The organism is Cupriavidus sp. MPR-AND1C (assembly GCF_058809705.1).
This window is the reverse complement of sequence record NZ_JBXASU010000143.1, coordinates 1-13370: the sequence shown is the minus strand read 5'-3', so window position 1 is coordinate 13370 and position 13370 is coordinate 1. Positions and strand designations below refer to the sequence as shown.

The 13370-nt window shown below is 67.0% G+C and carries 14 protein-coding genes; 7 read left to right on the top strand and 7 right to left on the bottom strand.

Annotated features, from left to right (window positions below; genetic code table 11):
* Positions 1-51: 51 nt before the first annotated feature.
* Complete coding sequence (locus AC1RWI_RS36385; protein ID WP_043342749.1) at positions 52-1023, bottom strand: magnesium and cobalt transport protein CorA; 972 nt, start codon at positions 1021-1023, stop codon at positions 52-54.
* A gap of 144 nt (positions 1024-1167) precedes the next feature.
* On the opposite strand from AC1RWI_RS36385, the gene minC reads away from it, so the two are divergent.
* From minC to AC1RWI_RS36365, 4 genes are all read left to right on the top strand, one after another.
* The gene (gene minC / locus AC1RWI_RS36380) at positions 1168-1983 is read left to right on the top strand and encodes a septum site-determining protein MinC (RefSeq protein ID WP_492870727.1); all 816 of its coding nucleotides are present in this window, start codon (positions 1168-1170) and stop codon (positions 1981-1983) included.
* 62 nt (positions 1984-2045) lie between these two features.
* Entirely contained in the window at positions 2046-2861 is an 816-nt protein-coding gene (minD, locus tag AC1RWI_RS36375) for a septum site-determining protein MinD (protein ID WP_043342744.1), read from the top strand.
* A gap of 15 nt (positions 2862-2876) precedes the next feature.
* Positions 2877-3131, top strand: a complete 255-nt coding sequence (gene minE, locus AC1RWI_RS36370) for a cell division topological specificity factor MinE (protein ID WP_006164360.1) — start codon at positions 2877-2879, stop codon at positions 3129-3131.
* A 351-nt stretch (positions 3132-3482) separates the two neighbouring features.
* The gene (locus AC1RWI_RS36365; protein WP_043342741.1) at positions 3483-4571 is read left to right on the top strand and encodes a porin; all 1089 of its coding nucleotides are present in this window, start codon (positions 3483-3485) and stop codon (positions 4569-4571) included.
* Between the two features lie 81 nt (positions 4572-4652).
* On the opposite strand, the gene AC1RWI_RS36360 is transcribed toward AC1RWI_RS36365, so the two are convergent.
* Together AC1RWI_RS36360 and AC1RWI_RS36355 are read right to left on the bottom strand one after the other, a co-directional pair.
* Positions 4653-5519 carry an ATP-binding protein gene (locus AC1RWI_RS36360; RefSeq protein WP_492870726.1) on the bottom strand — a complete coding sequence of 289 codons (867 nt, stop codon included), beginning with the start codon at positions 5517-5519 and terminating at the stop codon, positions 4653-4655.
* Positions 5516-6214, bottom strand: a complete 699-nt coding sequence (locus AC1RWI_RS36355) for a response regulator transcription factor (protein ID WP_043342736.1) — start codon at positions 6212-6214, stop codon at positions 5516-5518. The genes AC1RWI_RS36360 and AC1RWI_RS36355 overlap by 4 nt, the downstream gene beginning before the upstream one ends.
* A 232-nt stretch (positions 6215-6446) precedes the next feature.
* On the opposite strand from AC1RWI_RS36355, the gene AC1RWI_RS36350 reads away from it, so the two are divergent.
* Entirely contained in the window at positions 6447-7139 is a 693-nt protein-coding gene (locus AC1RWI_RS36350; protein ID WP_492870725.1) for a response regulator transcription factor, read from the top strand.
* Between the two features lie 17 nt (positions 7140-7156).
* Here the strand turns inward: AC1RWI_RS36350 and AC1RWI_RS36345 are convergent, their stop codons facing one another.
* From AC1RWI_RS36345 to AC1RWI_RS36335, 3 genes are all read right to left on the bottom strand, one after another.
* Positions 7157-8170 (bottom strand): Bug family tripartite tricarboxylate transporter substrate binding protein, encoded by a 1014-nt coding sequence (locus AC1RWI_RS36345; RefSeq protein WP_492870724.1) that lies wholly within the window; start codon positions 8168-8170, stop codon positions 7157-7159.
* Positions 8171-8296: 126 nt separating this feature from the next.
* Positions 8297-8587, bottom strand: a complete 291-nt coding sequence (locus AC1RWI_RS36340) for a hypothetical protein (protein ID WP_043351117.1) — start codon at positions 8585-8587, stop codon at positions 8297-8299.
* A 62-nt stretch (positions 8588-8649) separates the two neighbouring features.
* The gene (locus AC1RWI_RS36335; protein ID WP_492870723.1) at positions 8650-9672 is read right to left on the bottom strand and encodes an EamA family transporter; all 1023 of its coding nucleotides are present in this window, start codon (positions 9670-9672) and stop codon (positions 8650-8652) included.
* Positions 9673-9792: 120 nt separating this feature from the next.
* On the opposite strand from AC1RWI_RS36335, the gene AC1RWI_RS36330 reads away from it, so the two are divergent.
* Together AC1RWI_RS36330 and AC1RWI_RS36325 are read left to right on the top strand one after the other, a co-directional pair.
* Positions 9793-10371, top strand: coding sequence for a MarR family winged helix-turn-helix transcriptional regulator (locus AC1RWI_RS36330; RefSeq protein ID WP_236701949.1), 579 nt, complete (start codon positions 9793-9795; stop codon positions 10369-10371).
* Between the two features lie 121 nt (positions 10372-10492).
* The gene (locus AC1RWI_RS36325) at positions 10493-11812 is read left to right on the top strand and encodes a M20/M25/M40 family metallo-hydrolase (RefSeq protein WP_492870722.1); all 1320 of its coding nucleotides are present in this window, start codon (positions 10493-10495) and stop codon (positions 11810-11812) included.
* A 175-nt stretch (positions 11813-11987) separates the two neighbouring features.
* On the opposite strand, the gene AC1RWI_RS36320 is transcribed toward AC1RWI_RS36325, so the two are convergent.
* A complete protein-coding gene (locus AC1RWI_RS36320) occupies positions 11988-13244 on the bottom strand; it encodes an MFS transporter (RefSeq protein ID WP_173430664.1) in 1257 nt (418 codons plus the stop codon).
* Positions 13245-13370: the final 126 nt, after the last annotated feature.

Genomic DNA, 13370 nt, shown 5'->3' with positions numbered 1-13370 from the left:
GGGCTGCGTGGGGGCGGCGGGCGTGGCAACCGGGTTGCCGCGCCGCGCGGCTCAGATCCAGCCGGACTTGTGCAGCTTGCGCCAGAGCCCGCCGCAGGCCAGCGCGGTCACCCCGATCACGGTCGGATACGCATAGTGGAATTTCAGCTCCGGCATGAAGTTGAAGTTCATGCCGTACAGGCTGAACACCACGGTGGGAATCGCCAGGATGGCGCCCCAGCCGGCCAGGCGCTTGACCACTTCGTTCTGGCCCACCGTGACCAGCGCCAGGTTCACCTGCACCGCGGTGGTCAGCATCTCGCGCACCACGTCCAGGGTGCGCACCAGGCGGCTGGCATGGTCCTCGATGTCGCGGAAATACGCGCGCAGCTCCCTGGGCACCAGGTCCTCGTGCAGCCGGATCAGTTGCCCGCAGATCTCCTCGATCGGGTAGACCGCATTGCGCAGGCGCAGCACCTGGCGCTTGATGTGGTACAGGTGCTCGATCGCGGCACGGTCGAACTCGTCGCGGAAGATGCCCTGCTCGAGCTGCTCGAAGCCATCCTCGAGCCGGGTGACGATGGGCATGTAGTGGTCGACCACGAAATCCATCAGCGCGTAGAGCACGTAGCCCGGGCCGTTGGCCATCGCGCGCGCGTCGCTCTCGCAGCGCTCGCGCACCGGGGCGTAGCTGCTGCTCACACCGTGACGGACCGACACCACATAGTTGGGGCCGACGAACAGGTGGGTCTCGCCGACCACCACTTCGTCGTTCACCAGCTGTGCGGTGTTCAGCACGATGAAGATGGAGTCGCCGTAGGTCTCCAGCTTGGGACGCTGGTGGGCATCAAGGGCATCCTCCACCGCCAGGTCGTGCAGGCCAAATTCCTGCTGCACCTTGCGCAGCAGCGGCAGGTCCGGTTCGTGCAAGCCCAGCCAGACGAAGGTGCCGGGGACCGAGATTGCGTCACTGATCTGGTCCAGGGCGACATCACCCACGCGCTTGCCGCTGCGGTAGGCCACACTGTTGACGATCGCGCCCATGACTGCTCCGTTGCTCAGATGGCGCAATCGTAACAAGAGCGCCGCCAACGCGCCGCATCCGGCACTGGTCCCGGGTCACCCGGTATTTGTTACAGTTCTGCACCCAGACGAAGTTAGAATGTCCCATTTCCACGGTCACCGACTATGTCCCAGAAGAAATCGCCACGCTTCGAGCTGCGCAGTGGCAATGTCGACGCCCTCCTCCTCGCTCTCAAGACCACGGACATCGCAGCGCTGCGTGACGATCTCCTGTCCCGCTTCGAATCGACCCCCGATTTCTTCTCCAACGATGTGGTGGCGCTGGACCTGCGCCGGCTGGAAAGCGACGACCAGGTGGCCCTGGACACGGTGATCGAGACCCTGGCCCAGCTCAAGGCCCGCGCTATCGGCGTGGTGGCCCGCGAGGCGCAGCGGGGCTGGGCCGAGTCGTTTGGCCTGCCGCTGCTCGACAGCCAGAGCCGGCGCGGCGGCCGGGACGAAACCCCGCCGGCCGAGCCGGCAGGCCCCTCCCCGGCCGAAGCGCTGGCCGACGCCCAGGCTGCGGCCCAGGCTGAGGCAAAGGCTGCGGCCACCGAAGTGGAAGCCGCCGCCGCGGCCGCCGTCGCGCAAGCCGCGGCGCGCAGCGTGCCCACCATGCTGATCGACAAGCCGCTGCGCTCCGGCCAGCAGATCTACGCCGCCGGCGACGTGGTGATCCTCGACCTGGTCAGCTACGGCGCCGAGGTCATCGCCGAAGGCAATATCCATATTTATGCCCCGCTGCGCGGCCGCGCGCTGGCGGGGGTCAAGGGCTACGCGCAGGCGCGCATCTTCTGCACCTGCCTGGAGCCCGAACTGCTCTCCATCGCCGGCATCTACCGCACCGCCGAACTGCCGCTGCCCGCCGATGTGCTGGGCAAATCGGCCCAGGTGCGGCTGTCCGGGGAGAAACTGATTCTCGAACCGCTCCGGATGAAGTAACACCCGCCGCAGAGCCCAAACCACAGCAGCGCAAGCTTCAACCATTACTGGATCCAAGAGCCATGGCAAAAATCATCGTTGTGACCTCCGGCAAGGGAGGCGTAGGCAAGACCACCACCAGCGCCAGCTTTTCCGCCGGCCTGGCCCTGCGTGGCCACAAGACTGCCGTGATCGACTTCGACGTCGGCCTGCGCAACCTCGACCTGATCATGGGTTGCGAGCGCCGCGTGGTGTACGACCTGGTCAACGTGGTACAGGGCGAAGCCAACCTGAACCAGGCGCTGATCAAGGACAAGAAGTGCGAAAACCTGTTCATCCTGCCGGCCTCGCAGACGCGCGATAAAGACGCACTCACCAAGGAAGGCGTGGAGAAGGTCATCAATGGCCTGGTCGACATGGGCTTCGAGTACATCGTCTGCGACTCGCCCGCGGGCATCGAGTCCGGCGCCCTGCTGGCCATGTACTTCGCCGACGAGGCCCTGGTCGTGACCAACCCCGAGGTGTCCTCGGTGCGCGATTCGGACCGCATCCTGGGCATTCTGTCGTCCAAGACCAAGCGCGCTGCCGAAGGCGGCGACCCGATCAAGGAACACCTGCTGATCACGCGCTACAACCCCAAGCGCGTGCACGGCGGCGAAATGCTGTCGCTCACCGATATCCAGGAAATCCTGCGCATCAAGCTGATCGGCGTGGTGCCGGAATCCGAGGCCGTGCTGCACGCGTCCAACCAGGGCACGCCGGCCATCCACCTGGAAGGCTCGGACGTGGCTGACGCCTATGGCGACCTGGTGGACCGCTTCCTCGGCAAGGACAAGCCGATGCGTTTCACCGACTACCAGAAGCCGGGGCTGCTTTCGCGCATCTTCGGCAACAAGTAAGGGGGGTCTACCATCATGTCGATTCTGTCCTTCCTGCTCGGCGAGAAGAAGAAGTCCGCCTCGGTTGCCAAGGAGCGGCTGCAGATCATCCTCGCCCATGAACGCACCGGCCATTCCGCGCCGGCCGATTACCTTCCTGCCTTGCAGCGCGAGCTGGTCGCGGTGATTTCCAAATACGTAAAGATCAGCGACCAGGATCTGCGCGTGAGCCTGGAACGCCAGGACAATCTCGAGGTGCTCGAGGTCAAGATCGAGATCCCACAGGGATAACCCTGAGCCGGGCCAGCGCTCCCCGGCGGGCTTTTCAAGCGGCGGCGCGTCTCCGTGAAACGCCCGCCTGGCCTGCCCTGCTGACCGGCGCGCGTTCGCGCTGCCGGCACTATCCCCACGCCGTGGGGTACACGAGTAACGCTGGCTTCATCTTGCGATGCACCATTGCGTAGATTTGTCGCGGCGTCGCAACGTTTTTGCACCAATTGCCAGCTTAGAGACCGTCAACGGCGTGCATTAGTGTCTAAATCTTTTCTGTTTTGTTAAATTTTCGCGGGCGTTTACACGAAACGTAAACTCGTCAGCCGTCGCGATCCGATCGCTGACACCACAGAATAGAAAAGGAGCCACATGAAGAAATCAGCCCTGACCCTCGCACTTGGTACGCTGCTGGCCGGCAGCGCCTACGCACAATCGTCGTCCGTGACCCTGTACGGTATTGCAGACGTGAGCATTCGCTACACGAACAATTCCAACAAGGCCAACGACAGCCAGTTCCAGATGACCGACGGCGCTGTGACGCAAAGCCGTTGGGGCCTGAAGGGCAGCGAAGCCCTCGGCAACAACCTGAAGGCGATCTTCCAGCTGGAAAGCGGCTACAGCCTCGACAACGGCTCGATGAATTCGTCGGGCGTGCTGTTCAATCGTCAGGCTTATGTGGGTCTGGCAGGCGATTTCGGCACCGTCAAGCTGGGCCGTCAATACACCGAAGGGTTTAACTTCTTCGGCGACTTCGATCCGCTGACCATCGGCAACTACCAAGCCAACGCCTGGCCGTTCTTCCTGACCCAGTTCCGCGCCAACAACGTCGTGAGCTACGGCGGCAAGTTCAGCGGCCTGGACGTGGGTGCCAGCTATGGCTTCGGTGAGCAGCCGGGCAGCCTGACCAAGGCCAGCTCCACCGGCAAGCCGTACTTCGGCGCCCGTGCAGCCTATACGGTTGGTCCGTTCGGCTTCGGCGGCGTGTACCAGGAAATCCGCGACACCTTCGGCAACAAGCAGCAAATGTGGGGCGCGGCTGGCAAGTACTCCATCGGCCCGGCGAAGGTATTCGTGGGTTATGTCGGCGGCAAGGACAAGACCGGCCAGATCGACACCAACTTCATGAACGTTGCCGGCAACCCGGTTCCGGTCGGTGGCAACGCTGTGAACAACCCCCGCAAGGACGCCCTCGGCTACGTGGGCCTGACCTATCAGGCAACCCCGGCCCTGGCGCTGACCGGCGTGTTCTACGGCGACCACATCAAGAACAAGAATGGCCTGACCAACAACGCTGGCAATCGCTACACCGGCGTGCTGCTGGCCGAGTACTCGCTGTCCAAGCGCACCCAGGTCTACGGCACCGTGGACTACAACAAGGTGACTGGCGGCGTGACGACCGAACTGCCGGGCAAGAACAACCAGACCGGTGCGGCAGTCGGTATTCGCCACATTTTCTGATTGTCCTTGTCGGCATGCCCCGCGCTCGCGTGGGGTAACGCCTGACTGCAGGAAAGCACCTTCGGGTGCTTTTTTTGTTTTTCAGGGCAGCATGGGCAAGTGCAGATGCCAGGTGACGCCGCCGTCGGACACAACGCCGGCTTGCGTTCCGGCTTTGGCATCCGCGGCGCGATCCGCATCGAGCGCGCCGCCATGGCGCAACAGCACGCGGCGGCAAAACTGCATCGCCGGCGTCCCGGCACGCGCGGCCCGCCACGCCTGCGCATCAGGGCCGGGGTCGGGGTCGGGCACGAATGCGATCGAAATCCGGCAGAGGCTGCCGTCGAGCCGCTGGCGCACCCGCGGCGGCGTGCTCCCGGCCGCGGACATCATGGCCAGCGCCATCAGCACGCGCAGGGCTTCGGACAGCATGGCGGCATCGCCCCGTATCCAGGCCTTGCGGCCAGCCGGGTCGAGTTCGGGCGTGCGCCCGGCAGGCAGGCAGAACGTGTCTGCGGACTCGCGCACCAGCGCCGTCAGCTCCAGTATCTCCATGCGGTAACCGTGGGCAAGCTCGCGCAACAACCGCGCGATGTCGTCGGTGAGCCGCAGCGACGCCCGCGCATAGCCCGCCGCCTGCGCCACGAATGCCGCGTGCGCGCGTGCGCGCGGCACGTCCTGGTGCAATTGCACCAGCGCCAGGATGGCACTCTGCGGCGAGCGCAGATCGTGCGACAACGCCCGCATGGCGGTTTGCCAGGATGCCAGCGCAGCGCTGTCGCAGGCCGCCGCATCGACGGCGCCGCCGGCAGGCGGCATCGCGCGGATGGCGGCCATGCCTGCAGTCATGTCTTGCCCGCCCTCTTCCGTGCCCGCTCCCATCCTGAGGGCGAGATGCTCCAGGCAACGCGCGACAGCACGCAGGCCCGCTACCCAGCGCAGGATTTCACAACGCAGCCACGCCGTCATGGCGCCGCGCCGGTGAGCTCGAGACGGTAGCCATGCGTGTAGACGGGCAGCAGCCGCAGCCCGTGCTCCGGATGCAGGGCAAGCTTGCTGCGCACACGCGACATATGCGTATCGATGGTGCGCGACAGCGGCGAGATCTCGCGCCCCCAGACCGCCGCCACGATATGGTCGCGCGACACGATGCGCCCTTCGTTGCGAAACAGCAGCACGACCAGGTCGAACTCCTTGGGCGTCAGCCTGAGCGGCCGGGCGCGATGCGCCACCGTGCGCGCGGCGCAGTCGATGACGTAGTCGGCCAGCGCGACCTGCGCGCCGCCGCTGCCCGGGTCCGGATAGGCGCGGCGCAGCAGCGAACGGGTGCGCGCCAGCAGCTCGCCGCGACGCACCGGCTTGAGCATGTAGTCGTCGGCGCCAGTGGCGAAGCCATCGACGATGTCTTCCTCCTCCACGCGGCAGGTCAGGAACATCACGGGTACGCGCCGGTCCAGGTTGGCGCGCACCCAGGTCAGCACCTCCTTGCCGGAGAGATCCGGCATCTGCCAGTCGAGCAGCAGCAGGTCGAAGTTCTCCTCGCGCAGTTGCCGCAGCAGGTCGCGGCTGCGCGTGAAGGTGGTGCAGGCATGCCCGGCCTCGCCGAGAATCTGCCGGATCAGGGCCGCCTCGGCGGGTTCATCTTCCAGTGATGCGATCTTCATACCCATGCAATTTGGCCGGAAAGGCTTGGACGCCCGCCGGTCTCGCGGTAATTGGCGCCGCCGGCGCCAGGGAGTGACCCGACGATGCGGGGCTATCCGTCATTAGAAGCCGCGAGAGAAGTCTGTCGCATGAGAAGTTTCGCAATCTGCGGCGGCAGCCTCTATTCACGATCCGCCACGCGGGCCGCGACGCTAAGATGCCCTGGCAATGCCGCGCACGAGGAGAGAGTTCATGCGAGTCGCAGTACTGGAGGACAACCCGGCGCGAGCCATCCTGCTGGAACAGACGCTCAGGCTCAGCGGCCATGAGGCAGTGCGCTTTCGCGAAGGGGGCGCGCTGATGCAGGCGCTGCGCAACGAGCCATACGCGCTGCTGCTGATGGCCTGGGAGGTTCCCGGCATCCCGGCGCGCGACGTCTTGCTGTGGATACGCCGTACCCTCGGCGATGCGTTGCCGGTCATGCTGCTGAGCCAGCACAACGACGACGACCATATCGCCCGGTGCTTCGCCCATGGCGCGGATGCCTTCCTGGCACCGCCGGTGCGCCACGCCGAGCTGGCCGCGCGCGTCGATGCGCTGCTGCGGCGCATGGCGCCGGTAGCGCAGGCCTGCGGCGACCTTGAGCTGGGCGCGTACCGCTTTGTGCTGGCCGAGCGGCGCGCCTTCGTCAACGGCCGCCTGGTCAAGCTGGCGCCCAAGGAGTACGCGCTGGCGGTCTTGCTGTTTCGCCATGCCGGCCAGTTGCTGCTGCGCCAGACCATCGAGGAATCGGTCTGGCACCGCAGCATGCCGTCCGCGTCGCGCACGGTGGACAGCCACCTGTCGCGCGTGCGCACCAAGCTGGCGCTGGAGCCGCGCAATGGCGTGCGCCTGTCGGCGGTGTATGCCACCGGCTGCCGGCTGGACCTGATCGAGCAGCCGTGACGCGGCCGCCCGGCCCGTCAGTCCGCCTTGATGCCCGCTTCCTTCACGATGCGGGCGTTGTCGTCGTATTCCGCATGGATGGCCTTGGCGAACTGCGCGGCGGTACCGCCGGTGGGGACTTCGCCGCCCTTGAGCAGGCGCTCGCGCACCTCCGGCTCTTGCAGGGCCTTGTTCAGTTCGGCATTCAGCCTGGTGATGATGGCCGCGGGCGTGTGCGCCGGCGCGAAGATGCCGAAGGTGGAGGTGAGGTTGGCCTTGGGGTAGCCCAGCTCGGCAAAGGTCGGCACATTGGGCAGCGACGCGATGCGCTTGGGCGCGCCCACCGCCAGCGCGCGCAGCCGGCCGGCCTGCATGTGCTGGGTCAGCATGGGGCTGGCGTTGGTGCTCATCACTTCGAACTGCCCGCCGAGCGCGTCGTTCATCTGCTGGCCCGCGCCTTTGTAGGGGATCAGGGTCAGGTCGGCCTTGGCCTTCGACCTGACCTGTTCCAGCATGACATGGCCAACCGTGCCCAGGCCCGACGTGGCCCAGCGCACCGAGCCCGGCTTGGCCTTGGCTTGCGCCAGCAGGTCCTGGAACGACTTGCCGCCAAAGCTCGACGTGGCGATCACCAGCACCGGCGAGTACATCACGCTCATGACCGGCGCGATGTCGCGCTGCGGATCGTAGTTGACGCGGCCCACGTGCGGGTTGAGCGTGAGCGGGCTGGTCGAGGCAAAGCCCAGCGTGTAGCCGTCCGGCGCGGCCTTGGCCACGGCGTCGATGCCGATGCTGCCACCCGCGCCGGCCTTGTTTTCCACCACCACCGAGGCACCCATCTGGGCCGACAGGCGCTCGCCGAGCGCGCGCGCCACGGTATCGCTGATGCCGCCGGTGGGATAGGCCACGATCAGCCGGATCGGGCGCGCTGGATATGCCCCAGCGGCACCAGCGGCGCTGGCAGCGTCAGCGGCATTGGCGAGCGGGCTCGTCAGGGCGGCCGCAAACACGGAGGCAGCAGCCAGCAGGGGAATTCGGTGGGAAACGGACATGGCGGGGGACGACGAGGACAACGGTTGGAAGACGGAACAACGGAACGACGGAACTGGCCGTGCTGGCGCCGCCGGGCGGCCCGGAACCGGGCGCTGGACCGTCAGCACGCAGGCAGGAAGCAGGCGCTATCTTATCCGATCGGCGCCGCGGCCCAGCGCGCGGTCCGGCACCCACGAGACAAAGAGCTCGTTGGCGCGGTCATAGAGCCGCCATACGGTGCCGCACTCGCGGCACGTGAACGTGAGCATGCTGAACGGCACGCCGGCGGCGCTCTGGCTGACCAGCGGCGCGGTGTGCTTGAGCACAAGCCGCTCATGCGGCTCGCGCCGGCGGGAATCCGCCGCTAGCGCCAGACAGTGATCGCAAGCGGGCCGGGGGGAGGTGGGGGAAGGTACGGCGGACGTCATGCCCGCCATGATGCCGCAAAAACGGCGCGCCATTCACCCTGGCCGTTCACCTTTGCGTTCATCCTTGCAGTTCACCCTTGCCGCGGTGCCAACGGCCCATGCGCCTTATCTGAGGCATCTGAGGCCCCGACGCCTCCGGCTGCGGCCGGTGCCGCCTTCGGCGCGCGCTGCCCGAGCCACACGCTGGCCAGCACCAGCAGCGCACCGGCCATCTGCGCCGGGCTCAGGCGCTGGCCGAGTACCAGGAAGCCCAGCGCGGTGGCGCTAACGGGGCTGAGCAGGCCCAGCGCCGACACCGCCGCAGTCGGCAAGCGGCCGATGCCGCGGAACCAGAGCGCATAGCTCACGCCGGCACCGGCCACGCACAGCCACAGGTAGCCGAGCACGTTGGGCACCGTCAGCCGCGCCGGCAGGGCCTCGAAGGCCAGCGCAAACGGCAGCAGGAACAAGGCGCCCGCGGTGAGCTGCCACGCGGTGAGCACCAGCGGCGAGACCGGTGCCCGCCAGCGTTTGGCGAGCACCGTGCCCAGCGCCATCGACACCGCGCCGGCCGCCGCGGCCGCCACGCCCACGCCGTCCAGCCGCGCGGCGGGTCCCAGCACCAGCAAGGCCACGCCGCCGATGCCCCCCAGCCCGGCCAGCCACGTCGCCGGACGCGGCCGCGCGCCCAGCAGCAGCCACGCCAGCACCACCACCAGCAACGGCTGGATCGCGCCCACGGTGGCCGCCACGCCGCCCGGCAGCCGGTAGGCGGCGATAAACAGCATGGCCTGGAACAGGCCAATATTGAGCACACCCAGCACCGCCGCCTTCCACCACCAGCCGCCGCGCGGCAGTTGCCGGCCCCACGCCAGCATCGCCAGGCCGGCCGGCAGCGCGCGGATCACGCCGGACAGCAGCGGCTGTCCCGGCGGCAGCCACTGGCTGGTGACCAGGTAGGTGCTGCCCCAGATCAGGGGCGCCGAAGCGGTCAGCAGGACATCCGCCGTGCGTACCTGAACCTGCGGGGCAGGCGTGGAAGACGACGAGGATGGGCGCGCCGCGCGCCGCGCTGGCGAGGCGGGCCGGGGGTCGCGCTGAGGGGCGGGTTTCATGTCGTCATGGCTCCATTTTCTTCAAGACAACATTCTTGATATCAAGATATAAAATCCACTTTACGAACCGAAAGCCTTGATGTCAAGATTCTCGTCATCCAGGATCAACAGCAGCCCACCATGGCTACCCGCGGCAAACCCAAGGCAAGCAGCGCGACGGCGCCCTCCCCGAAAGCCGGCAACGGCGAGGCCCCCGAAGGCGGGGGCGATCGGGTCGACCATATCCTGGCCCAGTGGGCGCGCGAGCGCCCGGACCTGGACGCCGCGCCGATGGGCATCATCGGCCGGGTGTGGCGCCTGGCGCGCCATACTGACCGCGCGGTGGAGTCCGCGCTGGCGCCGACCGGACTGAATACCTGGGAGTTCGACGTGCTGGCCACGCTGCGCCGCTCTGGCCCGCCTTATGCGATGTCGCCGGGCGCGCTGATCGATTCGCTGATGATCACCTCAGGCACCATGACCAACCGGATCGACCATCTGGAGCGCGCCGGGCTGGTGCGCCGCAGCCCCAACCCGGATGACCGGCGCGGGCTGCTGATCGAGCTGACCCAGCCAGGCCGCGTGCGCATCGACCACGCGCTGGAAGTACACGTGGCCAATGAGCATCGCTTGCTGGAGCGGCTCTCGGCCGCCGAGCGCAGGCAGCTGGCAAGCCTGTTGCGGCGCTGGCTGCAGGGCTTCGAGACGGCCGGCGAATGACGCATCAGGCAGGCGCATCGCAGCAACGCGTGCGCCACGCATGGCACGAACCCTGCAATCCGCCCTGCCTTTTATCTGTCCCCCCACTGCGTTTTTCCTCACTGCATCACGGAGCCCCCACATGCGCTTGAACTTTAGCCCGCGCGCCAGCGCGCTTGCCCATCGCTGCAGTCCATCCTTGAAAGCGGCGGCCACGCTCGCCGCCCTGCTCTGCGCCGCTGCCGCGCAAGCGGCGCCGGTGGAGCCCGCCTACCAGCTGTCCCAGCAAGAAAAGCCAGCGCTCATCGCCACCCTCAAGGACCTGGTCTCGATCGAGTCCGGCAGCAAGGACATCGAAGGGCTGGACCGCATCGCCGCGCTGATCCGCGACCGGCTGGCCGCGATGGGCGGCGACGCGCAGTTGATCGAGCCTACCGAGGTCTACCGCATGGAAGACACGCCCAGGCAAGTGGGCAAGATGGTGATGGCGCAGTTCAAGGGCACGGGCAAGCGCAACATCATGCTGATCGGCCATATGGATACGGTCTACCTGCGCGGCATGCTGGCGCAGCAGCCGTTTCGCATCGACGGCGAGCGCGCCTACGGCCTGGGCATCGCCGACGACAAGAACGGCGTGGCGGTGATCCTGCATACGGTGGCCATCCTGCAGAAAATGGGCTTCAAGGACTACGGCACACTGACCGTGCTGATCAACGGCGACGAGGAAATCAGCTCGCCGGGCGCGCGCGCCATGCTGACCAGGATGGGCAGCCAGCAAGACGCGGTGTTCTCCTGCGAAGCCACGCGCGTGACCGGCGACCGCTTGTCGCTGGCCACCAGCGGCATCGGCGCCATCTCGCTGACCGTGCACGGCAAGGCGTCGCACGCCGGCAGCTCTCCCGAGAACGGCCGCAACGCGCTGTATGAACTCTCGCACCAGATCCTGCAGATGCGCGACCTGTCCAACCACGAGACCGGGCTCAAGGTGAACTGGACGATCTCCTCGGCCGGCACCAACCGCAACGTGATCCCGGCCACCGCCACGGCCCAGGCCGACGTGCGCGTGCTGCGCACCGCCGACTACGACAACCTGGAGCGCACGCTGCAGGAACGCGTGAAGAAGCAGCTGATTCCCGAGACCAAGGTCGAGGTCAGATTCGAACGTCGCCGCCCGCCGCTGGAAGTCACCGACGCCGCGCGCAAGCTGGCCGCGCACGCGCAAGGCGTGTATGCGGAGATCGGCGAGAAGCTGGCCGTGTACGACACCGCCGAAGGCGGCGGCACCGATGCGGCCTTTGCCGCGGCCGCCACCAAGGCGCCTGTGATCGAGCGCTTTGGCCTGCGCGGCTTTGGCGCGCACTCCAACGATGCGGAATACGTCGACCTCAACTCGGTCACGCCGCGCCTGTACCTGCTCACGCGCATGATCATGGACGTGTCGCAGGACAAGACCGGCCGCTGACCGGCTCAGCCACCCTGACAGGAGCTACGTGGCCGGCGGCGACCTGTACGCGCTCGCCTGCGGCGTGCGCTGGTGGGCCACCTGCGCGGCCGCCATCCGCGAAGGCGGCCGCGCCACCGGCGAACCCGCCGGCGTGCTCGCCATCGACTTCAACCGAGCGCCGCCGCGCGCAGGCTCAGGCCAGCTTTTTTCGCCCGCCCAGGTCTGGCAGGAAAATGGCCAGCAGCCCCAGCAACGGCAGGAAGGCGCACAGCTGGTAGACCGATTGGATGCCATGCGCATCGGCCAGCTTGCCCAGCACCGCCGCGCCGATGCCGCCCATGCCGAAAGCAAAGCCGAAGAACAAGCCCGACACCATGCCCACCTTGCCCGGGATCAGTTCCTGCGCGAACACCAGGATGGCCGAGAACGCCGACGCCAGGATAAAGCCGATGATGAACGACAGCACGCCAGTCCAGAACAGGTTGGCATGCGGCAGCATCAGCGTGAACGGCGCCACGCCCAGGATCGACGCCCAGATCACGCGCTTGCGGCCGATGCGGTCGCCGATCGGTCCGCCCAGGATGGTGCCGGCCGCCACCGCGAACAGGAACACGAACAGGTAGAGCTGCGAACTCTGCCGCGTCAGGCCAAAACGCTCCATCAGGTAGAAGGTGTAATACGTGTTCAGGCTCGCCATGTAGAAATACTTGGAGAACACCAGCGCCATCAGCACCACCATGGCCCGCACCACGGTGCGGCGCGGCAGCGGCGCGGCGGCAGCGACAGCCTTGCGCTTGCGCGTGGTGTGCGCCAGTTCACGGCCATACCAGCCGCCAATCTGCCACAGCACGGCAATCGCCAGCAACGCCGCCAGCGAGAACCACGCCACGCTGCTCTGCTGATGCACGATCCACGCCGCCAGCAGCGGCCCGGTCGCGCTGCCCGCGTTGCCGCCAACCTGGAAGATCGACTGTGCCAGCCCGTGCTGCCCGCCCGACGCCATGCGCGCCACGCGCGACGACTCCGGATGGAAGATCGACGACCCGGTGCCCACCAGCGCCGCGGCCACCAGCAGCACGCCATAGGTAGGCGCCACCGACAGCAGCAGCAAGCCGCACAACGTGAACCCCATGCCGATCGACAGCGACTGCGGCTTGGGATGCTTGTCGGTGTACAGGCCCACCACCGGCTGCAGCAGCGAGGCGGTGATCTGGTACGTCAGGGTCAGCAGCCCGATCTGGGTAAAGCTGAGGTTGAAGCCGCCCTTGAGCATCGGATAGATGGCCAGGATCAGCGACTGGATCATGTCGTTGAGGAAGTGCGAAAAGCTGATCGCCCCCAGCACCCGGAAGCCGGTCCGCTCGGTGGCCTGCGCGGTAGTGGAAGTCTGGGCCAGGCCTTGCGGCGAGGCATTCGCGCCGCCGGGCGCGGTTTCGATGCGGCTGCTCATGATGGAAACGGGGGCTGAAAAGACAATGGGGAATCCTGGCGCTCATCCTAAATGGCACGAACCCGTCTGTCCTGCGAGAATGGGGCCAGAACCTTGGAGAAAAGGACATGTCTCTTAAACACATCT

Excerpts from the sequence above, each read along its gene's own strand:
- AC1RWI_RS36345 (WP_492870724.1), bottom strand. The coding sequence starts at position 8,170 with ATGTCCGTTTCCCACCGAATTCCCCTGCTGGCTGCTGCCTCCGTGTTT.
- AC1RWI_RS36335 (WP_492870723.1), bottom strand. The coding sequence starts at position 9,672 with ATGAAACCCGCCCCTCAGCGCGACCCCCGGCCCGCCTCGCCAGCGCGG.
- AC1RWI_RS36330 (WP_236701949.1), top strand. The coding sequence starts at position 9,793 with ATGGCTACCCGCGGCAAACCCAAGGCAAGCAGCGCGACGGCGCCCTCC.
- AC1RWI_RS36325 (WP_492870722.1), top strand. The coding sequence starts at position 10,493 with ATGCGCTTGAACTTTAGCCCGCGCGCCAGCGCGCTTGCCCATCGCTGC.
- minC (WP_492870727.1), top strand. The coding sequence starts at position 1,168 with ATGTCCCAGAAGAAATCGCCACGCTTCGAGCTGCGCAGTGGCAATGTC.
- AC1RWI_RS36385 (WP_043342749.1), bottom strand. The coding sequence starts at position 1,023 with ATGGGCGCGATCGTCAACAGTGTGGCCTACCGCAGCGGCAAGCGCGTG.
- AC1RWI_RS36340 (WP_043351117.1), bottom strand. The coding sequence starts at position 8,587 with ATGGCGGGCATGACGTCCGCCGTACCTTCCCCCACCTCCCCCCGGCCC.
- minD (WP_043342744.1), top strand. The coding sequence starts at position 2,046 with ATGGCAAAAATCATCGTTGTGACCTCCGGCAAGGGAGGCGTAGGCAAG.
- minE (WP_006164360.1), top strand. The coding sequence starts at position 2,877 with ATGTCGATTCTGTCCTTCCTGCTCGGCGAGAAGAAGAAGTCCGCCTCG.
- AC1RWI_RS36365 (WP_043342741.1), top strand. The coding sequence starts at position 3,483 with ATGAAGAAATCAGCCCTGACCCTCGCACTTGGTACGCTGCTGGCCGGC.
- AC1RWI_RS36360 (WP_492870726.1), bottom strand. The coding sequence starts at position 5,519 with ATGACGGCGTGGCTGCGTTGTGAAATCCTGCGCTGGGTAGCGGGCCTG.
- AC1RWI_RS36355 (WP_043342736.1), bottom strand. The coding sequence starts at position 6,214 with ATGAAGATCGCATCACTGGAAGATGAACCCGCCGAGGCGGCCCTGATC.
- AC1RWI_RS36320 (WP_173430664.1), bottom strand. The coding sequence starts at position 13,244 with ATGAGCAGCCGCATCGAAACCGCGCCCGGCGGCGCGAATGCCTCGCCG.
- AC1RWI_RS36350 (WP_492870725.1), top strand. The coding sequence starts at position 6,447 with ATGCGAGTCGCAGTACTGGAGGACAACCCGGCGCGAGCCATCCTGCTG.